This window comes from Alsobacter sp. R-9, assembly GCF_054612375.1.
The window spans coordinates 277,696-299,754 of sequence record NZ_JBTSWJ010000003.1 but is presented as its reverse complement, the minus strand read 5'-3'; the positions used below and the strand labels follow the sequence as shown (position 1 = coordinate 299,754).

Genomic DNA, 22,059 nt, shown 5'->3' with positions numbered 1-22,059 from the left:
TCCTCTGGCGTTCGGCACCGTCGCCGCAGAAGGTGGGCCTTCGGCGCGGCCGAGGCAAGGCACAAGCACCGCCCGAGGCACTCCGGCATGCGCCGGCGCGTTGACTTTCCCGGAGGCTTCCGTCATAAGCCGCCCAGCTTTCGAGCGCTATCGAACAAGGTGAGAAGACAGGCGCCGGTGGGCCAACCGCCGGTGTTGTTTTTTCGAGAGATGCCCAGCACGGGCCCGACGTCCTCTCCGGGGCGGCCGGGCCGACCGGAGACCAGTTCCGTGAAACGCACCTATCAGCCCAGCAAGCTCGTGCGCAAGCGCCGCCACGGCTTCCGTGCGCGCCTCGCCACCACCGGCGGCCGCAAGGTTCTCGCCGCCCGTCGCGCCCGCGGTCGCAAGCGCCTGTCCGCCTGAGGCGGAGACACGGCCAGCCGACATGAGCGATCCCGCGCGCGGCTCGACGAGGCCTGAACGGCTGAGACGGCGCGCGGAATACGTGGCGGCGGCCAAGGGTCGTCGTATCTCCTCGCGGACGTTCAGCCTCCAGGGCATCGAGCGCAGGGGAAGCGACAGGGACCTGCCGGGACCCCGGTTCGGCATCACCGTCACGCGCAAGATCGGCACCGCCACGGAGCGCAACCGCGTGAAGCGGCGGCTCCGCGCAGCCCTGCGACAGATTGCCGGGGATCCTGGTGGATCACCCGGCCCATCGTATTTCGACTACGTCATCGTCGCTCGCCGCGACGTCCTGACGGCCCCGTTCCAGACGCTCACCGGCGACATCGTCGGCGCGATCCGCGGCGTCCACAGGCCCCGCGGCGAGGCGAAGCCCGGCCGACCCACACCCGCAGCCACCGACTGAGCCATGCAGGACAACAAGAACTTTTTCCTCGCCATTGCCCTGTCGATGATCGTCCTCGTCGGCTGGAACGTGTTCTTCGGCATGCCGACGCTAGACCAGCACCGCAAGGAAGCGGCGGTCCAGACGCAAGCCCAGCAGGGAACGGGCACCACCCCGTCGCCGGCGACGCCGGCCGCCCCCGCGGCTCCCGGCGCGCCCGTCAACGCGGATGCCTCCCGCACCGCGCCGAACCGCGACGCGGCGATCGCCGCGACACAGCGCATCGTCATCGACACGCCGCGCGTGCGCGGGTCGATCTCGCTCAAGGGTGGCGACATCGACGACATCGCGCTCAAGGACTACCGCGAGACGGTCGACCCCAAGAGCCCGAACATCATCGTCTTCTCGCCGGCCAACGGCCCGGATGCCTATTTCGCGCGGCTCGGCTGGCTGCCGGCCGGCAACGTCGCCGTTCCGGATGCCAACACGGTCTGGACGGCGTCTGCGACGACCCTGACGGAGAAGGAGCCCGTCACGCTGACCTGGGACAACGGCCAGGGCCTCACCTTCAAGCGCAGCATCGGGATCGATGCCAACTACATGCTGACGGTGACGGACAGCGTCGAGGCAAAGGCCGGGACGGAGGCGTCGCTCGCCCCCTACGGCCTCATCCGCCGCGTCGGGACTCCCCACGTCTCCGGCTTCTACATCCTTCACGAAGGCCTGCTCGGCGTCATCGGCGACAATGGCCTGCAGGAACTCACCTACGCCGCGATGGAGAAGGAGACGCCGCGCTCCCCCACCGAGCGCACGCGCGAGTTCAAGGACGCCACCGGCGGCTTCGCAGGCATCACCGACAAGTACTGGGCCTCGGCGCTCGTCCCCGACCAGACGAAGCCCTACAACGCCACCTTCGGCGTCACGATCCCCGGCACTCCGGGGTCGGTGAAGACCTACCAGACGGTCGTTACGCACTCCCCGCAGAAGGTGGATGCGGCGACGCCCGCAACGGCGACCACGCGCGTTTTCGTCGGCGCCAAGGAAGTCCGGCTGATCGACAGCTACCAGCAGAACCTAAACATCAAGCGCTTCGACCTGATGATCGACTGGGGCTGGTTCTACTTCATCACCAAGCCGCTCTTCAAACTGCTCGACATCATCTACCACCTCGTCGGCAACTTCGGCGTGGCGATCCTCATCGTCACGGTGCTGGTGAAGCTCGTCTTCTTCCCGCTCGCCAACAAGAGCTACGTCTCGATGGCGAAGATGAAGGCCGTGCAGCCCGAGATGCAGCGGCTGAAGGAGCTCTATCCCGACGACCGGGTGAAGCAGCAGCAGGAGCTGATGGAGCTGTACAAGCGGGAGAAGATCAACCCGCTGGCGGGCTGCCTGCCCGTGATCGTGCAGATTCCGGTGTTCTTCGCCCTCTACAAGGTCCTGTTCGTGACCATCGAGATGCGGCATGCGCCGTTCTTCGGGTGGATCAAGGACCTCGCCGCGCCGGATCCGACGTCGATCTTCAACCTGTTCGGGCTTCTGCCATGGAGCGTGCCTGCCTTCCTGCTGATCGGCGTGTGGCCGATCATCATGGGCTTCACGATGTTCGTGCAGATGAAGATGAACCCGGAGCCGCAGGATCCCATCCAGAAGACGATGTTCACCTGGATGCCGGTGTTCTTCACCTACCTCCTCGCCTCCTTCCCGGCCGGGCTCGTCATCTACTGGTCGTGGAACAACCTGCTCTCCGTGCTGCAGCAGTACGCGATCATGAAGCGGCAGGGCGTGAAGGTGGAGCTGTGGGACAACCTGCGCGGCCTGTTCGGCAAGAAGGCCGACAAGCCGGCCTGATCGGACACGCGGCCCCTGTGCCGTCGGAGGCCATGCGGTGAGCGGAGCGGGCGAAGACAGCCCCGGGCGTGACTTCGTCGAGGAAGGGCGCAAGCTCTTCGCCGGCGAAGCCGGGTTCATCTGGGCCGCCGGAAGCCTCGGCGGCCTGCCGCCCATGAAGGGGGTCGAGGTCGCCTTCGCCGGACGCTCCAATGTCGGCAAGTCGAGCCTCGTCAATGCCCTGACCGGCCGCAAGACGCTCGCGCGCACCTCGCATACTCCCGGCCGCACGCAGGAGCTGAACTTCTTCAATATCGGCGATCGCTTCCTGCTCGTCGACATGCCCGGCTACGGCTATGCCGCGGTGGCGAAGTCGAAGGTCCAGGCGTGGACCGGCCTCATCCACGACTACCTGCGCGGCCGCGCGAGTCTCGCACGGGTGTTCGTGCTGATCGATGCGCGGCACGGGCTGAAGCCCAACGACCTGGCCGTGCTCGACTCCCTCGACAAGGCGGCGGTGTCCTACCAGATCGTCCTCACCAAGGCGGACGATCTCAATCAGGCCGAGGTCGAGCCGCGCCTCGCGGAGACGCGCGCCGCCCTCGCCCGCCGGCCCGCGGCCTTCCCGGAGGTGCTGCTGACGTCCAGCCGGACCGGCGCCGGTGTTCCCGAACTCCGCGCCGCGGTGGCGAAGCTCCTCGCCGAGCGCGGCGCGTGATGCCGGGCGAACGCCTGCTGACCCTGGTCGCCGCCCTCTTCGGCGCCTCCGGGGTTGCGCTCTCGGCCGCAGCCGCGCATGGCGGCACCCCTTCGCTCGCAAGCGCCGCGGAGATGCTGCTGGTCCACGCCGCCGCGCTGGTCGGTCTGTCTGCCCTCGTGGCAACCGGACGGGTCCACCGAAAGGCCGCGCTCGTGGCCGGCGGCGGCATGTCCGTCGGGGTGCTGCTCTTCAGCGGGACGCTGTCGTTGGTCGCGTTCGCCGGCGTCCGGCCCTTCCCGATGGCGGCTCCGACGGGCGGAACACTGACGATTCTGGGCTGGCTCGGCCTTGCCGTCGCCGCCCTGCTGCGACCGCGCTGAGCGGGGCGACACGGCGCCGCTTTTCGGCTAAGAGACCCGCCGCACCTCACCGTCGCGCGAGCCCGCCATGACCGACATCGATCCCCACATGAAGGCCGAAATCCTCGTTCAGGCGTTGCCCCACATGCTGCGCTACGACGAGGCCACCGTGGTGGTGAAGTACGGCGGCCACGCCATGGGCGACGAGCAGGTGGCCCGTGACTTCGCCAAGGACATGGTCCTGCTGGAGCAGTCGGGCGTGAACCCGGTCGTCGTCCACGGCGGCGGCCCGCAGATCGGCGCCATGCTGGCCCGGCTCGGCATCAAGAGCGAGTTCAGCGCAGGCCTGCGCATCACGGACAAGGCCACCGTCGAGGTGGTCGAGATGGTCCTCGCGGGCCTGATCAACAAGCAGATCGTCGGCTTCATCAACGCCGAGGGCGGGCGTGCCATCGGGCTCTGCGGCAAGGACGGCAACATGGTCACCGCCCGCAAGGTGACCCGCACCGTGACCGACACCGAGTCGAACATCGAGAAGGTCGTCGACCTCGGGTTCGTCGGCGAGCCGGAGCGCGTGGATCGCGCCGTCCTCGACGCGCTCCTCGGCCGCGAGGTCATCCCGGTCCTCGCCCCGGTCGCCAATGGCGCCGACGGGCAGACCTACAACGTCAATGCCGACACCTTCGCCGGTGCCATCGCCGGGGCGCTGGGCGCGAAGCGCCTGCTGCTGCTCACCGATGTTCCCGGGGTGCTCGACAAGAACAAGAACCTCATCAAGGAACTGACCGTCGACCAGTGCCGCGCCCTGATCGCCGACGGCACGATCACCGGCGGCATGATCCCGAAGGTCGAGACCTGCATCTACGCTCTGGAGAAGGGCGTCGAGGGCGTCGTGATCCTCGACGGAAAGGTGCCACACGCCGTGCTGCTGGAGCTCCTGACGGATCTCGGGGCCGGCACGCTCATCACCCGCTGAAAGACGAAGCCCGCCCGGCGGGAGGCCGTCCGGGCGGGCGCGCCTCCCCGGGGTGCTGACGTTTCGTCAAGGATCGGTGGCGGAGAGTGGCGTTCCGCCACATATTCGCCTTTCAACGGCGCAATCCTCGACGATCCCATGACCCAAGCGTTTCCGCCGCCGCCCCCTACACAAGGGGCCACCCGCCAGGGCGTCCCGGGCTTCGATCACGTCGAGACGTGGATCTTCGACCTCGACAACACGCTCTATCCGCATCACGCCAAGCTCTGGCCGCAGGTCGACGAGCGGATCACGCTGTTCCTGTCCGAGCTCTTCGGCCTCGACCAGATCTCCGCTCGCGCCCTCCAGAAGTACTACTACACGCGCTACGGGACGACCCTGAAGGGTCTGATGGACGAACACGCCATCGACGCGCACGAATTCCTGGACTTCGTGCACTCGATCGACCTGTCGCTGCTCGATCCGGACCCCGCGCTCGGGGTCGCCATCGAATCCCTTCCCGGGCGCAAGCTCATCCTGACGAACGGCTCGCGCCAGCATGCCCTCAACGTCGCGGGCAAGCTTGGCATCCTCGACCATTTCGAGGAGATCTTCGACATCGTAGCCGCCGACCTCGTGCCGAAGCCCGAGGCCCGCACGTACGAGCGGTTCCTCGACAAGCATGGCGTCGACCCCTCGCGGTCCGCCATGTTCGAGGATCTCGCCAAGAACCTCGTCGTCCCCTCCGCGCTCGGCATGACGACCGTGCTGGTGCTGCCGCAGACCACCGACCCGTTCCGCGAGGCCGAGGAGCAGGCGTCGGTGGAGGCTCCCTACATCCATCACACGACGCGGGACCTCGCGTCGTTCCTCGCCCGCATGCGCGCGACTCTGCCGGACACCGAACCCCGCGGCTGACCCACGCGTCGATCGTCAGGCGAACCGCTTCGCCGCCGCGCCGTGCAGCTTGCGCAGTTCGCCGACATCGAGACCCACCGGCAGACCGTCGATCACGCGCCAGCGCCCGGCGACCATGACCCGGTCGGCCCGCGTGGCGCCGCAGAGCGCAAGCGCGGCCAGCGGATCATGCGCGCCGGAGAACCGCAGTTCGTCCATGGTGAACATCGCGAGGTCGGCCTGGAGGCCGGGCGAGATGCGGCCGATGTCGCTGCGGCCGAGGCAGCGCGCCGAGCCCTCGGTGGCCCAGCGGAAGGCGTCGAGGTGCGTGACCGCCGAGGCGGAGGCATAGTGGAGGCGGTTGACCATCACCGCGTGACGGACGCCCTCCATCAGGTTCGAGCTGTCGTTGGAGGCCGAACCGTCGACGCCGAGCCCCACAGGCGCGCCGGCGCTTTCAAGTTCGCGCGTCCTGCAGAAGCCCGAGGCGAGGACGGCGTTGGAGGTGGGGCAGTGGCACACGCCGACGCCGTGTCGCCCGAGCGTGCCGCATTCCTCGCAGGTGAAATGGATGCCGTGTGCAAGCCACGTGCGCGGACCGAGCCAGCCAACCTCTTCGAGCAGTTCGAGCGGTCTGCAGCCGTAGGTGGCCAGGCAGAAGGCGTCCTCGTCCTTCGTCTCGGCGAGGTGCGTGTGGAGCCGCGCGTCGTGCCGCTCGACGAGGGTGGCGCTCTCGGCCATCAGCCGCTTCGTCACCGAGAAGGGCGAGCAGGGTGCCAGCGCCACGCGGATCATCGCGCCGTCGGACCGGTCATGGTAGCGGCCGAGCAGCCGTTCGCTGTCGGCGAGGATCTCGTCCTCGTCCTGCACGACGCTGTCGGGCGGCAGTCCGCCGTCCTTCTTCGACAGGTTCATGGAGCCGCGGGTCACGGTCATGCGCACGCCGAGCGCCCGCGCTTCCTCCACCTCGATGTCGATGGCGCTCTCGAGCCCCTTCGGGAACAGGTAGTGGTGGTCCGAGGCGGTGGTGCATCCGGAGAGCAGCAACTCCACCAGCGCCAGCCGCACCGCGAGGCGGAAGCTGTCGGGATCGAGGCGGCTCCAGATCGGGTAGAGGGCCACGAGCCAGGGGAACAACTCGCGGTTGATCGCGTCCGGATGCGCTCGCGTCAGCGTCTGGTAGAAGTGGTGGTGCGTGTTGACGAGCCCGGGCAGCACCACGTGCCGCGAGGCGTCGAAGACCGAGTCAACAGGGGCCGCCGGTTTGGCCCCCGACGACACGAGTTCGACGATGCGGCTGTCCTCGACGACGAGCCCCTCGCCCGCGCCGTCCGCCAGGATCGCCAGGGGAGACCGGATCCACGTCCGCATGACCGTCACTCTGCCGCCGTGCGCCCGGTGCCGGGCAACCGGCCCGCGGCGGCGCTGCCGGGCTCCGGCCCCTCGAATTCCAGCGCGGTGATGCGGTCGCCCCGCTTCAGCGCCTTGTCGGCGGAAATCACGATCTGTGCCACGTCGTCCTGCGCTTGCCGGAAATGCCCGTCGAGCTTGCCGACACGATCGCGCAGGCGGCCCACGTCCTCCAGCAGCCGGCCGACCTCGGCCTGGATCTGGTGGGCCTGCTCGCGCATGCGCGCGTCGCGGACGATGGCCTGCATCACCTGGATCGCCATGGTGAGCAACGAGGGCGAGACGACGAGGACCCTCGCCTTGTGGGCCCGCTGCACGACGTCCTCGAAATGCTCCTGCAGGTCGGCGAAGAGCGATTCCGCCGGCACGAAGAGCACGGCGATGTCCTGGGTCTCGCCGGCGAGGAGGTATTTCTCGGCGACGTCGCGGATGTGGGTGCCGACATCGGTGCGGATTCGCTGCGCCGCCGCCCGCCGATCCTCCTCGCCGCGCGCCTCGCGGAAGGCGGTGAAGCCCTCCAGCGGGAACTTCGCGTCGACGACGAGCGGCCGCTCGTCCCCCGGCAGGTGGATGATGCAGTCGGGACGCCGCCCATTGGAAAGCGTCGCCTGGAAGGCGTAGGCGTTGGCCGGCAGGGCGTCGCGCACGATCGCCTCCATCCGGCCCTGTCCGAAGGCACCGCGCGCCTGCTTGTTGGCCAGCACGTCCTTGAGGGTCAGCACCTGGCCGGTCAGGTCGGTCAGCTTCTGCTGCGCGGCATCGATGACGGCGAGGCGCTCGTTGAGCTTCGACAGGTTCTCGACCGTCTGCTTCACGTTCTGCTGCAGGCCGTCGCCGACGCGGGCCTGCAGCGTGTCGAGCCGCTCGGCGAAGAGCCGGACGAGGTCCGCCTGCCGCGTGCCGAAGACTTCGTTCATGGTCTGCATGCGCCCGGTCATCTCGGACTGGATGCGCGCGACCTCGGCGAGCTTCTCGTCCAGTTCGCGCTGCCGCTCGGCCGCCGCCGCGGCGTCGAGCGCGCTGCGGCGCGACGCGCGCCCGAGGGCGACGGCAAGGACCAGCAGCCCCGCGACCGCGAGGCCCAGGAGGCCGAGCACGGCCTGTCCCCATGTCACGGCGTGGTCGGCGACGACGATGACGATCCTGTCCATCGTCGCAGTCTAGCTTCGATTCGTTGGCGTCGCGAGAACGAAAGCGGAACGATTGACCCGCCTCGTGCGAGTGATTATGTCCTGCACGCCATGTCCATCCGTCCGATCCTGATCATACCCGATCCCAAGCTGCGTCTCGTCTCGGATGCCGTGCCGAAGGTCACGTCCGACCTGAAGACGCTGATCGACGACATGTTCGAGACGATGTACGACGCGCCGGGCATCGGCCTTGCGGCGATCCAGATCGGCGTGCCGCAGCGCATCGTGACGATCGACACGGCCCGGCAGGACGAACCGCGCAAGCCGATCGCGCTGATCAATCCCGAGATCCTCTGGTCGTCACCCGAGCTCTCGACCTACGAGGAGGGCTGCCTCTCCATTCCCGAGTACTATGAGGAGGTGGAGCGGCCGGCGAAGGTGAAGGTGCGCTTCACCGACCGGGACGGCGGTGAATGCGAGATGGAGGCCGACGGGCTCCTCGCCACCTGCCTGCAGCACGAGATCGACCACCTCGACGGCAAGCTGTTCATCGACCACATCTCGCGCCTGAAGCGGGAGCGGGTGATGAAGAAGTTCCAGAAGGCGGCGAAGCGCGACCAGTCCGCCTGACGGCCGGCTCCCCCCGCCTGCGAGGTCCTCATGACGCTGCGCGTCGTCTTCATGGGAACGCCGGACTTCGCCGTCCCCACCCTCTCCGCCATCGTCGGCCACGGCCACGAGGTGGTCGCCGCCTACACGCGCGCGCCGGCCAAGGCTGGCCGCGGCATGGAGGAGCGGCGGTCACCGGTGCACGAGGCCGCCCTGCGCTTCGGCATCCCCGTCTTCACGCCGGCGAACCTGCGCGGCGACGAGGCCGCGGCCGACTTCGCCGCCCACGGGGCCGACGTCGCCGTCGTCGTCGCCTACGGCATGATCCTGCCCGAGAGCATCCTGTCGGTGCCTGCCATGGGGTGTCTCAACCTCCATGCGTCCCTGCTGCCGCGCTGGCGGGGCGCCGCCCCGATCCAGCGGGCGATCATGGCCGGCGATGCGGAGACCGGGGTCGCAGTGATGCAGATGGAGAAGGGCCTCGACACGGGCCCGGTCGCCATGGTGGAGCGCGTCGCCATCCCGGATGACATGACTGCCGGCGAACTGCACGACCGGCTCGCGACGCTGGGAGCCGACCTGATGGCCCGTGCCCTCGCCGCGCTGTCGCGCGGGGGCCTGACGTTCCGGGCGCAGCCCTCCGAGGGCGTCACCTACGCCGCGAAGATCTCCAACGAGGATTCCCGGATCGACTGGGCGCAGCCGGCGCGCCATGTGCACGATCTCATCCGGGGCCTGTCGCCGTTCCCCGGCGCTTTCACCAGCGTCGATCTCGGGCGCGGCCCTGAACGCATGAAGGTGCTCCGCGCGGAACCGGCGGAGGGGACCGGCGCGCCGGGGACGGCGCTCGACGACGTCCTCACCATCGCTTGCGGAAGCGGCGCGGTCCGGCTGCTGCAGGTGCAGCGCAGCGGGTCGCGTGCCATGGCCGCAGGCGACTTCCTGCGCGGGCAGCCCGTGCCGGCGGGCACGAGGCTCGGCTGATGCCACGCTACAAGCTCGTCATCGAGTATGACGGGACGCCGTTCGTCGGCTGGCAGTTCCAGGCGAACGGCCGCACCGTGCAGGGCGCCATCGAGGAGGCGCTTGCACGCCTGACGGGTTCGCCCCAGCGTATCCAGGGGGCCGGCCGCACCGATACAGGTGTCCATGCCACCCATCAGGTCGCGCATGTCGACCTCGATCGCGACTGGCGGACCGACACGATCCGCGACGCACTCAATGCCCATCTTCGCCCCGAGCCCGTTGCAGTGCTGGCAGCGACGAGGGTGGCGGACAGTTTCAACGCGCGGACGTCGGCGACCAGGCGCCACTATCTCTACCGGATCGTCACGCGGCGGGCGCCCCTGGCGCTCGACCTCAACCGGGCGTGGCATGTGAAATGGGCGCTCGATGCCGGGGCGATGCACGAGGCGGCGCAGGTGCTGGTGGGGCGGCACGACTTCACGACCTTCCGCGCGGCGGAGTGCCAGTCGGCCAGCCCGGTGAAGACGCTGGACCGGCTCGACGTCGAACGGGTGGGTGACGAGGTGCGGGTGTTCGCCTCGGCCCGGTCGTTCCTGCATCATCAGGTGCGTTCGTTCGTCGGTTGCCTGCAGCAGGTGGGCTCGGAACGCTGGACGGCACGCGACCTCGCAGATGCGCTGCACGCCCGGGACAGAAGCCGCTGCGCGCCCTTGGCGCCCCCGTGCGGGCTCTATCTCGTGGGTGTCGACTACGCGGACGCGACGAGCGACGCGCCGGCCGCCCCGAGCAGCGCATAGAGGCCCAGATCCGCGGCAGCGATCAACGCGGCGACCCTGCCCGGCGTGCCGAGGGCGGCTTTGACGAGGAACCAACGCAGGCGGAAGACGAGGATACCGAAGGCGACACCATAGACGGTCGCCAGGGTACTGCTGGCGAGCCCGAGCACGTAGAGCGCCGTCGGGATGGCGAGCACGAAGGACACCACCACCGCCGTCCAGTTGTAGGCGACGACGAAACCCACGTATCGGTGTCCCAGCCCGAGCCTGCGGACGACCACGATCATGAGGAGCGGGAAGGCGATCCAGCCGGTTCCCGCGATCATGAGCCGGAGGGCCACGAGGCCGGGATCCGAGAAGAGCCCTTCGTGCAAGGGCAGGCCTGCGCGGATGCGGTCGGCGGCAAGCGCGGTGACGAGAGCGGGTGCAGTGAGGACAATGGCGGCGAAGGAGCGCCAGAACGCCTCGATCGACGCCGGAAAGAGATGGATACCCTCTTCCTCGCGGTTGAAGAGGTGGAACGAGCCCTTCAGCGAACGCGCAACCTCATCGGCAGACAGCATCCGGCGCCTCCAGCCCAGCTATTGCTTGGAGCTAGAGCGTCTGCGACTTTCGTCTAGACCTCAGACGATGGCGCGGGCGGCGGCCGACACGAGCGTGCTCAGGCCGAGGTCCCCCGCGGCCAGGACGGCGGCGAGGCCTCCGGACACCCCGAGCGCGGCGCGCGTCATGAACCAGCGGTAGTGGAACACGACGATCGAGAAGCCGATGCCGAACAAAATGACGACCCCGGACGGGATGAAACCCAGCGCGTAGGCAGCGGCCGGGATCGCGAAGGCCGTCGTCGTCACCACCGCCGACCAGTTGTAGACGATGATGTAGCCGACATAGCGGTGGCCGAGGCCGAGGGCCCGAACGACCAGGATCATCAGAAGCGGGAAGGCCACCCACGCCGCGCCCGCGGCGATCAATCGGACAAGCACCAGTTCCGGATCGTGGAACAATCCCTCCTGCAGCGGCAGGCCGAGACGGACGCGGTCCGACGCCAGGACGGCGACGAAGGCGGGTGCGGTGAGGAACACTGCGAGGAAGGAGTGCCAGAAGGCCTCGAGGGACACGTTGAACCGGTCGAGACCATGCGTGTCCTGGTTCAGCAGCTTGAGCGAACCGGACAGATGGCGAGCGACTTCATCAGACGTGAGCATGGCTGGTGCTCCGGGAGATGATCTTCCCGCAAGCCTGACTCCGCCCGACCGGGCCCGTCCACTTCGCGCTTGCGAGATCACGCAGACGTGACAGTGGCGAAGTATCGATCGATCACGGCGAGGTAGATATCCGCAAGGCTCCGGATGTCCGAAAGCGAGGCCCGCTCGTCCACCTGGTGCATGGTCTGCCCGACGAGTCCGAACTCCAGCACGGGGCACACGTCCTTGATGAAACGGGCATCGGACGTGCCGCCGGTCGTGGAGAGCACCGGCCGGCGCCCGGTCGCCGCCTCGACGGCGTCGACCATGAAGGCGACAAAGGGACCGGGTTCCGTGACGAAGGCGGTGGCGTTGGTCGGGTCGAACGTCACCGACCACGTGGCGTCTCCGGCCGCAGCGGCGAGACGGCGGCGGATCTCGTCGGCCAGCGTCGCGGGCGTCCAGACGTCATTGAAGCGGATGTTGAAGGTCGCGCGCGCCGTCGCCGGGATGACGTTCGTGGCGGAGTTCCCGACGTCGACCGTGGTGACTTCGAGGTTCGAGGGGTCGAAATGCGCCGTGCCCGCGTCGAGCGGAGCCGCCTTCAGCGCGGCGAGCATCGCGACCAGCGCCGGGATCGGGTTCGCCGCGAGATGCGGATAGGCGACATGGCCCTGCCGGCCTTCCACCACGATCCGGCCGGTGAGCGAGCCGCGCCGGCCGATCTTGATCATGTCGCCGAGGGCATCCGGGTTGGTCGGCTCGCCGAGGATGCAGTGGTCGAACCGCTCGCCCCGCGCCTTCGCCCAGTCGAGCAGCTTGACCGTGCCGTTCACGGCCGGCCCTTCCTCGTCGCCGGTGATGAGGAAGGCGATGGAACCCTTCGCCGGCCGGCCGCCGTGGGCGCGACAATGGCGGATGGCGGCGGCGACCGACGCCGCGACGCCGCCCTTCATGTCGACGACGCCCCGGCCGTGGAGTTCATCCCCGGCGATGGCGCCCGAGAACGGCGGATGCGTCCAGCGGCCCTCGTCGCCGGGCGGGACCACGTCGGTGTGGCCGGCGAAGACGAGGCAGGGAACCCCTTCGCCGATCCGGGCGTAGAGGTTCTCGATGTCCGGGGTGCCGGGTTCGGAGAACACCGGCCGGGACACGGCAAAGCCTTCCGCCGCCAGAACCTCGGCGAGCAGGGCGAGCGCGCCGCCCTCGGCCGGCGTGACGGAGGGGCAGCGGACGAGCGCCTGGGTCAGCGCGACGGCATCCGTCGGATCGAAAGGGGGCACGGCGCGGTCAGTCGCGCAGGAGCTCGTTGATGCTGGTCTTCGAACGGGTCTGCTCGTCGACGCGCTTCACGATCACGGCGCAGTAGAGCGACGGGCCGGGCTCGCCGTTGGGCAGCGGCTTGCCGGGAAGGCTGCCGGACACGACCACCGAATAGGGCGGCACCTTGCCCATGTGTACCTCGCCCGTCGCGCGGTCGATGATCTTGGTCGAGGCGCCGATGAACACGCCCATCGAGATGACCGACCCCTCGCCGACGACGACGCCCTCGACGACCTCGGACCGGGCGCCGATGAAGCAGTTGTCCTCGATGATCGTCGGCCCGGCCTGCAGCGGCTCCAGCACGCCGCCGATGCCGACGCCGCCGGACAGGTGGACGTTCTTGCCGATCTGGGCGCAGGAGCCGACCGTCGCCCACGTGTCCACCATCGTGCCGCTGTCGACATATGCGCCGAGGTTGACGAATGAGGGCATCAGCACGACGCCGGGGGCGATGTAGGCGCTGCGGCGCACGATGCAGTTCGGCACGGCGCGGAAGCCGGCGGCGCGGAACTCGCTTTCCCCCCAGCCGTCGAACTTGGAGGGGACCTTATCCCACCACGACGCGTTGCCGGGCCCGTTGCCGATCAGGGTCATGTCGTTCAACCGGAACGACAGAAGAACCGCCTTCTTCAGCCATTGGTTGACCGTCCAGCCGCCGGCGCCCTTCTCGGCGACGCGCGCCTTGCCGGTATCGAGCAGGTTCAGGGCCTCCGTGACGGCCTCGCGAACCTCGCCCTTCGTCGTCAGTCCGATCTCGGCCCGGCTCTCCCAGGCGGCTTCGATGGCGGTGGCAAGTGCGGCGTGCGACATGGGACGACCTTTGGCGGAACCGGAGTGAAGCAGGACCGCCGCGTCCTTAGAGCATGCGACGGCGTCGGGGGAAGCGGATTCTGCGCCGGGATATAGGCCGGAAACGCCCGGCGTCAGCGGGTGCCGTACATCCGGTCGCCGGCGTCCCCGAGGCCAGGCACGATGTATCCGTGGTCGTTGAGGTGGTCGTCAATGGCCGCCGTCCAGATGCGCACCTCGGGATGCGCTCCGGTGAGCCGGGACACGCCCTCGGGCGCCGCCAGCAGGCACACGAAGCGAATGTCCTTCGCCCCGCGCTCCTTGAGCCGGTCGATCGCCGCGACGGCGGAATTGGCGGTCGCCAGCATCGGGTCGACGACGATGACCAGACGGTCGGCGATGTCGGAGGGCGCCTTGAAGTAGTACTCGACGGCCGTCAGCGTCTCGGGGTCGCGGTAGAGGCCGATATGGGCGACGCGCGCCGAGGGGACGAGGGAGAGCATGCCGTCCAGCATGCCGACGCCCGCCCGCAGGATGGGCGCGAAGACGAGCTTCTTGCCGGCGATGGTGGGCGCCTGCATCGTCGTCAGCGGCGTCTCGATCTCGACGTCCTCGAGCGGCAGGTCGCGCGTCACCTCGTAGGCGAGCAGCATGCCGATCTCGTTGAGCAGCTGCCGAAAGCCCTTGGTCGAGCGCTTCTTGTCCCGCATCAGCGTCAGCTTGTGCTGCACGAGCGGATGGGAAACGACGGTGACGCCTTCCATGGACAACCTCGACTGGCCAGTTACGGGCGCAGTCTAGCGCGGCTTCCGCCTCAGAAAACCGTTCCGTCGCTGATGACGGTGAGCGGCGGCGATCCATCCACGCGTTTTTCGCGGGCGATGCGCCGTCCGGCCGCCCAGGTGCCGCCTTCGAGGACCTTGGCGAGCGGAAACTGCTCCGGCGGGCGGCCCAGCGCCTGCCGCACCAGCGCCGCGACGTCGTCGAGCAGCGCCACGGTGAGCGCCCGCCACTCGACCACCAGCGTCGAGTCGACCCGCTGCGGGATCGCCGCCTCGCTCGGGTCGTTCAGGCGGATGACGCCAGCGTCGACGAAGAGCCCTCCGTTGCGGTACTCGGCGAGGCCCGTGAGCGCGTCGATGCCGGTGACGCCGATGCCGGCCCATTGCAGCGGCTCGATCAGCGAGTAAGCGAGCCACTGGGAGAGCTTGTGGAAGGGCACGAGCCCGCTCGTGCCGTCCCGGGTCACCAGCGAGGGATGCCGCCACGTGTCGCCGAGGTCGATGCCGCCGAGCGTGATGCGCCCGGGCCAGATCGGGCCGAGATGGTCGAGCAGCGCGCGCAGGATGGCCTCGGCCGGCAGCAGGCCGCCCTCGGCCTGCGCGGCCAGATGGTCGAACAGCCCGCCCGGCCGCGGGGTGTCGGCACGCCCGAAGACGGCGGGGTTGGCGGCGACGACGTCACCCAGCCGCCGCAATAGCGACGCCCGCCCCTCGAGCCCGACGAGCGGGTTCTCGGGCGATACCTGGAACGCCGCGCCGACATCTTCCGCCGCGAGGCGGCGCAGGCCGTCGGCGTCCGCCCGCAGCGCGTCGCCCGCCGTCGCAGAGAACGCGCCAGCCACGAACATGTCGAAGCTCGCCACCGCGAGGCCCTCGGAGCGTGCGAAGGTCTCGCCGCTCGATGCTTCCCGGTATTGCCAGGCCGGGCCGGCGCCGGCGTCCAGCAGCACGGAGGTGATGGCGAGGTCGAACGCCGCCCGCCCCTTCGCAGCCGGGGTGGGCCATGTCGTCGCGCGGTCCAGCGTGCCCCAGCGGTCGAAGCCTCCCGCGGAGAAGTGGCGCCAGCGGGCGTGGAAGGGCACGTCGAGCGTCGGGTAGTTCCGGCGGATCGTGTCGAGCACGTAGTTGGAGCAGCGCACGAGCCGCCCGGAATCGACCCGGAAGTTGGGCAGGTGACCCTCGATACCCATGGCGAGGAGGGTGTGCGCGCGCTCGCGCACGGCCCTCGGCGACAGGAGGGAGCGGGCGAGATCCGCGTCGGTGGGCGCCATGCAGTGAAACTCAGTAGCGTTCGAGCGGCCGGCCGACCGTGTCGCGCAGGGCATCCCGGCTCGGCGAGCCGTCCGGCGCATAGTATCCCGCGGCCTTCTTGGCCTCCATCTCAACGGACGCGTCCGGCGGGATCAGTTCGTCGGGGATCGGCACGCGCTCGACGATCTCGATGCCTGCGCCGACGATGGCGTCGTACTTCATGTTGGACATCGACATGAACCGGTCGATCCGGCGGATGCCGAGCCAGTGCAGCACGTCCGGCATCAGTTGCTGGAAGCGCGCGTCCTGCACGCCGGCCACGCACTCCGTCCGCTCGAAATAGGTCGCAGCCTGGTCGCCGCCCTCCTGCCGCTTGCGCGCGTTGTAGACGAGGAACTTCGTCACCTCGCCCAGCGCGCGGCCTTCCTTGCGGTTGTAGGCGATGACCCCTGCCCCACCCTTCTGCGCCTCGCGCACGCACTCCTCGATGCCGTGCACGAGGTAGGGACGGCACGTGCAGATGTCGGAGCCGAAAACGTCGGATCCGTTGCACTCGTCATGGACGCGGCACGCCACGGTGCGGCGCGGATCGGTGAGGGCCTCGACGTCGCCGACGATGTAGACCGTCGTGCCGCCGATGGGCGGCAGGAACACGCTGAGGTCCGGCCGCGTCACCAGTTCGGGGAACATGCCGCCCGTCTGCTCGAACAGCGTGCGGCGCAGGACCGTCTCCGTCACGCCGAAGCGGGCGGCGACGCCCGGCAGGTGCCAGACCGGGTCGATGGCGATCTTCGTCACCGAGACGTCGCCGGTGCCGTGCAGGATCTCGTCGTCCTGCCGCAGCCGGCCGCCGGACAGGGCGGAGACGATCTCCGGCATGTTGAGACGGGCGCGGGTGATGGCGATCGTCGGGCGAACGTCGAGGCCCTGCGCGATCTCTTCCGAGAAGGCCTGGCCGGCCATGTGGCCCCACGGATCCAGGGACACGATGCGGCCGGGCTCGGTCCACTGCGGATGCGGGCCGATGCCGACGACGGGATGCGTGTTCGTGAGGTCAGGCCGCGCCAGCGGGTTGAGCGCGCCTGACGAGACCGCGAGCGCGCGGTAGAGAGAGTAAGCTCCGCCATGGGCGCCGATGACATTGCGGTCGCCCGGGTTGGTGACGGAGCCCACGATGGGTCCGCGCGCCTTCGGGTCGCCGGCACCCCAGCGCACCGGCCAGCGCCCGACTCCCGCCCCGGGTTCGGGATGGGAGGTCAGCCGGATATGGGTCGAGCGGTTCTCCGCCATGGCGCGTCGTCCTCGGCCGGCACCCCTGGAAGGGTGCCCAAAACACGAAGCCCCCCGCCGGATCCGGCCGGGGGCCCTCGTGCCGAATCATCGTGGTGTTTGCTTGACGGAACGTCAACGGCCGCGCAGCGACCAGCCTTTTCCAGCCGGTCCGGCCGGGAGCCCCAGGTGCGCGGCCAGCGTTTCGCCGATGTCCGCGTAGCTGTCGCGCCGGCCGATCCGCCCTGCCGGCAGGCCGGGGCCAAAGGCAAGGATCGGCACGTGCTCGCGGGTGTGATCCGTCCCGTGCCACGTCGGATCGTTGCCATGGTCGGCGGTGAGGATCGCCACGTCGCCAGGGCGCAGAAGGGTCTCGAACTCGGGCAGCCGGCGGTCGAACGCCTCCAGCGCAGCCGCGTAGCCCGCCACGTCGCGACGGTGGCCGAAATCGGTGTCGAAATCGACGAAGTTGGCGAAGAGGAGCCCGCCGTCGCCGAGCCGCGGCACCTCGGCGATCATGGTGTCGAAAAGCGCCATGTTGCCAGGCGTCTTCACCTCCCGGCCCGTGCTGCGGTGGGAGAAGATGTCGCCGATCTTGCCGACGGTGACGACGTCTCGCCCCGCCGCCACGGCGCGGTCGAGCAGGGTCCCGTCCGGCGGCGGAATGGCGAAGTCCTTGCGGTTGCCGGTCCGGACGAAGCCCTTGGCGCCGTCTCCGATGAAGGGGCGGGCAATCACGCGGCCGATGCGCAGCGGATCGACCAGTTCGCGAACGGCCCGGCACAGGGCGTAGAGCCGCTCGAGGCCGAACGTCTCCTCGTGCGCGGCGATCTGCAGGACGCTGTCGACCGACGTGTAGCAGATCGGCCAGCCCGTCCGCATGTGCTCGGCGCCGAGCGCGTCGAGGATCGCCGTCCCGCTGGCATGGCAATCGCCGAGGATCCCGGCCGTGCCGGCGGCGGCCGCTATCCCGGTGCTGATGGCGGCAGGGAACGCGGGGCGCGTGTCAGGGAAGTAGCCGAAGGCGTAGGGGACCGGCGTGCCGGCGATCTCCCAGTGTCCGGAGACCGTGTCCTTGCCGCGCGATGTCTCGACCGCGTAGCCCCACTGGCCGCGCGGCGCCGAGGCCTGCGGCCACGGCGTCGCAGTCTGCCCGGTGGACGCGGCCATCGCCTGGCCGAGACCGAGGCCGGCCATCGCCGGGAGTTGCAGGGGGCCATGGCGAAGGCCTGCCCGGTCGCCCTCGCCGCGGGCGCAGGCGCCGGCGATGTGGCCGAGCGTGTCCGCACCGCCGTCGCCGTAGCCCTCCGCGTCCTCGGCCCCGCCGCAGCCGACGGAGTCGAGGACGATCAGGAAGGCGCGGCTCACGCGACAGGCTCCGACGGGTTCAGGAGCGCGTCGCGCAGTGCGGTCCAGCTGTCCTTGTCCGGCGCGGCGATCAGGCCGCCATCGAGGTGGGTGACGCCGTAGGGGCTTCCGTCGAAGCGGGCCGCGTAGCCGCCGGCCTCGCGGTGCAGCAGCCAGCCGGGCGCGTGGTCCCACGGCATGAGCTTGCTGAACAGGACGAAATGGGTGTTGCCGGACGCCACCAGCCGGTACTCGTGCGCGGCGCACCGGTAGGAGAGCGCCGTGGCGACCTTGCCGAGGTTTCCGGTGAGGATCGAGCGCTTCGGCTCGGGGGTCCAGTGCCACGAGACCGTGCCGACCATCTGCGAAACCGGCACGGGTGGGGCCACCCGCATGTCGGTGCGGCGGCCCTGCGAGTCCTCCCACCAGGCGCCCTCCCCCCGGAGCGCGAAGGAGCACATGTCGCTCAGCGCATCGAGGATGACGGTGCCGACGATCTCGCCGCGCACCACCAGCGCGGCCATGACAGCGAAGAGCGGAAGGCCGGCGGCGAAGTTGGCGGTGCCGTCGACGGGATCGACGAGGATGGCGAGGTCAGCCTCGCCGAGGCCCTTGAGCCGGCCCGCGCCCTTCGAGACTCCCTCCTCGCCGACCACCAGCACGCCCGGAAACGCCGCGGCGAGTCTCGCCTCGATCAGGCGCTCGGCCTGCTCGTCGGCGTCGGTGACGAGGTCGATGGCGGACGATTTCGTGCGGATGTCGCCGGTGCCGAGGCGCCGGAAGCGGGGAAGGATCTCGCGCTGCGCCGCCTCCTTCAGGATTTCGGCAACGGTGCGGATGTCGCGTTCGGTGACCACGGGCGCGGGCCCTCCGGGACTGTCGTTTCTCAGTCCCTGACGACGTGGCTTTCGGCGGCCTCAAGCCGGAAGGCCGCCGCCATCAGGGCGCGGGTGTAGTCGGTCTGGGGCCGCTCGAAGAGCTCGTCCGCCGGCCCCTGCTCGACGACCCGGCCATTCTGCATGACGACGACGTGGTTCGACAACGCACGCACGACGCGCAGGTCGTGGCTGATGAACATGTAGGCGAGGTTGTTGCGGGCCTGCAGGTCGCGCAGGAGTTCCACGATCTGCGCCTGCACGGACATGTCCAGCGCCGAGGTCGGCTCGTCGAGCACCACGAAGCGCGGCTTCAGCGCCATGGCCCGGGCGATGGCGATGCGCTGGCGCTGGCCGCCGGAAAACTCGTGCGGATAGCGGTCCATCGTCGCCGGATCGAGCCCGACGTCGACGAGCGCCTGCGCCACGATCTCGCGCTGCGCCTCCAGCGAACCGGCCTCCCCGGTCACGCTCAGGCCCTCGGCGACGATCTCGGCCACCGACATGCGCGGCGACAGCGAGCCATAGGGATCCTGGAAGACCACCTGCAGGTTGCGGCGGAGCGGACGCATCTCCTTCGACGAGAGACCGTCGAGGCGCTTGCCCATGTAGACGACAGGCCCCTGCGACCCGATCAGCCGCAGCATGGCAAGGCCGAGCGTCGTCTTGCCTGAGCCGGATTCGCCGACGACGCCGACCGTCTCGCCCTCGCGGATGGCGACGCTGATGCCGTCCACCGCCTTCACGTGGCCGACGATCTTCTTGAAGAAGCCCTTGCGGATCGGGAACCAGACCTTGAGGTCGTCGGTCGAGACGACGGTCGTCGCGCCGTCGCGCAGCGGCGCTGCCCGGCCCTTCGGCTCGGCGGCGAGCAATTTGCGCGTGTACTCGTGCTGCGGCCGCTCGAACACGTCTGCCACCGGCCCCTGCTCGACGATCCGGCCGCGCGTTATGACGCAGACGCGGTCGGCGATCTTGCGGACGATGCCGAGGTCGTGGGTGATGAACAGCATCGCCATTCCGCGGCTCGCCTTGAGCTCGGCGAGCAGCTTCAGGATCTGCGCCTGCACGGTCACGTCGAGCGCCGTCGTCGGCTCGTCGGCGATGAGCAGGTCCGGCTCGTTGGCGAGCGCCATGGCGATCATGACGCGCTGGCGCTGTCCTCCGGAGAGTTCGTGCGGATACGCGCCGAGGCGCGATTCCGGGTCGCGGATGCCGACCTGGGTCAGCATCTCGAGCGTCCGGGCGCGCGCCGCGTCGCCCGAGAGGCCCTTGTGGAGCGAGAGGATCTCGCCGATCTGCCGCTCGATCGTGTGGAGCGGGTTCAGCGAGGTCATGGGTTCCTGGAACACCATCGTGATGGCGTTGCCGCGCACCTTGCGAAGCTCGTCCTCGCCCAGCGCGAGCAGGTTCTCGCCCTTGAACAGGACCTCGCCGGACGGGTGCGAGGCGGGCGGGTAGCTGAGCAGCTTCAGCACGGATAGCGCGCTGACGGACTTACCCGAGCCGGACTCGCCCACGAGCGCCACCGTCTCCCCCGGCGCCACCTCGAACGACACGCGATCCACCGCCAGCGTCTCCCGCCCGCCCTGGCGGAAGACGACGGAGAGGTCACGGACGGAGAGGAGGGGAGACGTCATCCGCCGGCCCTCACGCAAAGGTCTTGCGCGGGTCGAAGGCATCGCGGACGGCCTCGCCGATGAAGATCAGCAGCGAGAGCATCACCGCAATCACCGTGAAGCCGGTGAGGCCAAGCCACGGGGCTGAGACGTTGCTCTTGCCCTGCAGCAGCAGCTCGCCGAGCGACGGCGAGCCGGGCGGCAGGCCGAAACCCAAGAAGTCGAGCGAGGTCAGCGTCGTGATCGAGCCGTTCAGGATGAAGGGCAGGAAGGTCATCGTCGCGACCATGGCGTTGGGCAGGACGTGCTTGACCATGATCCGCGCGTCGGAGAGGCCCAGTGCCCGGGCGGCGCGGACGTAGTCGAAGTTGCGCGCCCGCAGGAACTCGGCGCGCACGACGTGCACGAGCGCCACCCACGAGAACAGCAGCAGGATGAACAGCAGCGTGAAGAACGACGGCTGGAAGAAGTTCGACAGGATCATCAGCAGGTAGAGCGAGGGGATCGCCGACCAGATCTCGATGATGCGCTGGAAGTAGAGGTCGATCCGGCCGCCGAAGTAGCCCTGCACGGCGCCGGCAAGGATGCCGACGACCGAGGAGATGCCGGCAAGGATCAGCCCGAACAGGACGGAGATGCGGAAGCCGTAGATGATGCGGGCGAGGACGTCGCGCCCGCCGTCGTCGGTGCCGAGCCAGTTGTACTCGAGGTCCCGGCAGCCCCGTCCGCCCTTCTTCTCGGCGATCGGTTTGCAGATTTCCTCCTTGAGCATCCACGTGGGCGGCGAGGGCGCCGCCGTCGGCAGGTCGAGGTTGATCGTGTTGGAGCCGAAGCGGATGGGTGGCCACAGCGCCCAGCCGTTCTCCTCGATCTCCTTCTGGATCACGGGGTCGCGGTAGTCGGTCTGTGCGAGGAAGCCGCCGAACTTCTCCTCCGGGTAGTTCACGAACACCGGAAACAGCGTCTCGCCCTTGTAGCGCACGAGAATCGGCCGGTCGTTGGCGATGAACTCGGCGAAGAGGCAGAGCACGAACAGGACCATGAAGATCCAGAACGACCAGTAACCGCGCCGGTTGGCCTTGAAGTTGGCCAGGCGGCGCTGCGAGAGCGGGGTCAGGCGCAGCCAGCCCTGCCGCGGCAGCGGCGGGGCCTTGGCCAT

Annotated in this window: 23 protein-coding genes; 10 read left to right on the top strand and 13 right to left on the bottom strand. The window is 69.3% G+C overall.

The genetic code is table 11. From position 1 onward, the window contains the following. Positions 1–270: 270 nt before the first annotated feature. The 7 genes from rpmH to ACX9GQ_RS06880 all read left to right on the top strand — a co-directional run bounded on the left by rpmH (position 271) and on the right by ACX9GQ_RS06880 (position 5,591). The gene (gene rpmH / locus ACX9GQ_RS06910) at positions 271–405 is read left to right on the top strand and encodes a 50S ribosomal protein L34 (RefSeq protein WP_006609582.1); all 135 of its coding nucleotides are present in this window, start codon (positions 271–273) and stop codon (positions 403–405) included. Positions 406–427: 22 nt separating this feature from the next. Further along, positions 428–853 carry a ribonuclease P protein component gene (gene rnpA, locus ACX9GQ_RS06905; protein WP_459628808.1) on the top strand — a complete coding sequence of 142 codons (426 nt, stop codon included), beginning with the start codon at positions 428–430 and terminating at the stop codon, positions 851–853. Positions 854–856: 3 nt separating this feature from the next. Beyond that, complete coding sequence (yidC, locus tag ACX9GQ_RS06900; protein WP_459628807.1) at positions 857–2,680, top strand: membrane protein insertase YidC; 1,824 nt, start codon at positions 857–859, stop codon at positions 2,678–2,680. A 37-nt stretch (positions 2,681–2,717) separates the two neighbouring features. After that, entirely contained in the window at positions 2,718–3,377 is a 660-nt protein-coding gene (yihA, locus tag ACX9GQ_RS06895) for a ribosome biogenesis GTP-binding protein YihA/YsxC (RefSeq protein ID WP_459628806.1), read from the top strand. Further along, complete coding sequence (locus ACX9GQ_RS06890) at positions 3,377–3,739, top strand: DUF423 domain-containing protein (protein WP_459628805.1); 363 nt, start codon at positions 3,377–3,379, stop codon at positions 3,737–3,739. Before yihA ends, ACX9GQ_RS06890 begins: the two co-directional genes overlap by 1 nt. Before the next feature lie 67 nt (positions 3,740–3,806). Further along, positions 3,807–4,694, top strand: a complete 888-nt coding sequence (gene argB, locus ACX9GQ_RS06885) for an acetylglutamate kinase (RefSeq protein WP_459628804.1) — start codon at positions 3,807–3,809, stop codon at positions 4,692–4,694. A 138-nt stretch (positions 4,695–4,832) separates the two neighbouring features. Continuing rightward, the gene (locus ACX9GQ_RS06880; protein WP_459628803.1) at positions 4,833–5,591 is read left to right on the top strand and encodes a pyrimidine 5'-nucleotidase; all 759 of its coding nucleotides are present in this window, start codon (positions 4,833–4,835) and stop codon (positions 5,589–5,591) included. A 15-nt stretch (positions 5,592–5,606) separates the two neighbouring features. Here ACX9GQ_RS06880 and ACX9GQ_RS06875 read toward each other — a convergent pair whose 3' ends face one another. Together ACX9GQ_RS06875 and ACX9GQ_RS06870 are read right to left on the bottom strand one after the other, a co-directional pair. Beyond that, entirely contained in the window at positions 5,607–6,941 is a 1,335-nt protein-coding gene (locus tag ACX9GQ_RS06875) for an 8-oxoguanine deaminase (RefSeq protein ID WP_459628802.1), read from the bottom strand. Positions 6,942–6,946: 5 nt separating this feature from the next. Then, entirely contained in the window at positions 6,947–8,131 is a 1,185-nt protein-coding gene (locus ACX9GQ_RS06870) for a DNA recombination protein RmuC (protein ID WP_459628801.1), read from the bottom strand. 90 nt (positions 8,132–8,221) lie between these two features. Between ACX9GQ_RS06870 and def the strand changes: the two genes are divergently transcribed. The 3 genes from def to truA are packed head-to-tail and all read left to right on the top strand — an operon-like array spanning position 8,222 to position 10,482. After that, entirely contained in the window at positions 8,222–8,740 is a 519-nt protein-coding gene (gene def, locus ACX9GQ_RS06865; RefSeq protein ID WP_459628800.1) for a peptide deformylase, read from the top strand. Between the two features lie 30 nt (positions 8,741–8,770). Continuing rightward, positions 8,771–9,703 carry a methionyl-tRNA formyltransferase gene (fmt, locus tag ACX9GQ_RS06860; RefSeq protein ID WP_459628799.1) on the top strand — a complete coding sequence of 311 codons (933 nt, stop codon included), beginning with the start codon at positions 8,771–8,773 and terminating at the stop codon, positions 9,701–9,703. After that, positions 9,703–10,482, top strand: a complete 780-nt coding sequence (gene truA / locus ACX9GQ_RS06855) for a tRNA pseudouridine(38-40) synthase TruA (RefSeq protein ID WP_459628798.1) — start codon at positions 9,703–9,705, stop codon at positions 10,480–10,482. Before fmt ends, truA begins: the two co-directional genes overlap by 1 nt. Here the strand turns inward: truA and ACX9GQ_RS06850 are convergent. The 11 genes from ACX9GQ_RS06850 to ACX9GQ_RS06800 all read right to left on the bottom strand — a co-directional run bounded on the left by ACX9GQ_RS06850 (position 10,434) and on the right by ACX9GQ_RS06800 (position 22,059). Continuing rightward, positions 10,434–11,024: a hypothetical protein gene (locus ACX9GQ_RS06850; protein ID WP_459628797.1), complete on the bottom strand. Its 591-nt coding sequence runs from the start codon at positions 11,022–11,024 to the stop codon at positions 10,434–10,436. The genes truA and ACX9GQ_RS06850 overlap by 49 nt on opposite strands. Before the next feature lie 60 nt (positions 11,025–11,084). Beyond that, on the bottom strand, positions 11,085–11,666 hold the full coding sequence (locus ACX9GQ_RS06845) for a hypothetical protein (RefSeq protein ID WP_459628796.1): 582 nt from the start codon (positions 11,664–11,666) through the stop codon (positions 11,085–11,087). 77 nt (positions 11,667–11,743) lie between these two features. Beyond that, a complete protein-coding gene (gene dapE, locus ACX9GQ_RS06840) occupies positions 11,744–12,928 on the bottom strand; it encodes a succinyl-diaminopimelate desuccinylase (RefSeq protein ID WP_459628795.1) in 1,185 nt (394 codons plus the stop codon). A gap of 7 nt (positions 12,929–12,935) precedes the next feature. Beyond that, positions 12,936–13,778 (bottom strand): 2,3,4,5-tetrahydropyridine-2,6-dicarboxylate N-succinyltransferase, encoded by an 843-nt coding sequence (gene dapD / locus ACX9GQ_RS06835; protein ID WP_459628794.1) that lies wholly within the window; start codon positions 13,776–13,778, stop codon positions 12,936–12,938. A gap of 113 nt (positions 13,779–13,891) precedes the next feature. Beyond that, positions 13,892–14,521: a uracil phosphoribosyltransferase gene (gene upp, locus ACX9GQ_RS06830; RefSeq protein WP_459628793.1), complete on the bottom strand. Its 630-nt coding sequence runs from the start codon at positions 14,519–14,521 to the stop codon at positions 13,892–13,894. A gap of 50 nt (positions 14,522–14,571) precedes the next feature. Continuing rightward, complete coding sequence (locus ACX9GQ_RS06825) at positions 14,572–15,810, bottom strand: URC4/urg3 family protein (protein WP_459628792.1); 1,239 nt, start codon at positions 15,808–15,810, stop codon at positions 14,572–14,574. 10 nt (positions 15,811–15,820) lie between these two features. After that, entirely contained in the window at positions 15,821–17,080 is a 1,260-nt protein-coding gene (locus ACX9GQ_RS06820; RefSeq protein WP_459628791.1) for a GTP cyclohydrolase II, read from the bottom strand. Between the two features lie 114 nt (positions 17,081–17,194). Continuing rightward, positions 17,195–18,427, bottom strand: coding sequence for a phosphopentomutase (locus tag ACX9GQ_RS06815; RefSeq protein WP_459628790.1), 1,233 nt, complete (start codon positions 18,425–18,427; stop codon positions 17,195–17,197). Continuing rightward, the gene (locus tag ACX9GQ_RS06810; protein ID WP_459628789.1) at positions 18,424–19,263 is read right to left on the bottom strand and encodes an inositol monophosphatase family protein; all 840 of its coding nucleotides are present in this window, start codon (positions 19,261–19,263) and stop codon (positions 18,424–18,426) included. Before ACX9GQ_RS06810 ends, ACX9GQ_RS06815 begins: the two co-directional genes overlap by 4 nt. A 29-nt stretch (positions 19,264–19,292) precedes the next feature. Beyond that, positions 19,293–20,921 carry an ABC transporter ATP-binding protein gene (locus tag ACX9GQ_RS06805; RefSeq protein ID WP_459628788.1) on the bottom strand — a complete coding sequence of 543 codons (1,629 nt, stop codon included), beginning with the start codon at positions 20,919–20,921 and terminating at the stop codon, positions 19,293–19,295. A 10-nt stretch (positions 20,922–20,931) separates the two neighbouring features. Next, complete coding sequence (locus tag ACX9GQ_RS06800) at positions 20,932–22,059, bottom strand: ABC transporter permease (RefSeq protein WP_459628991.1); 1,128 nt, start codon at positions 22,057–22,059, stop codon at positions 20,932–20,934.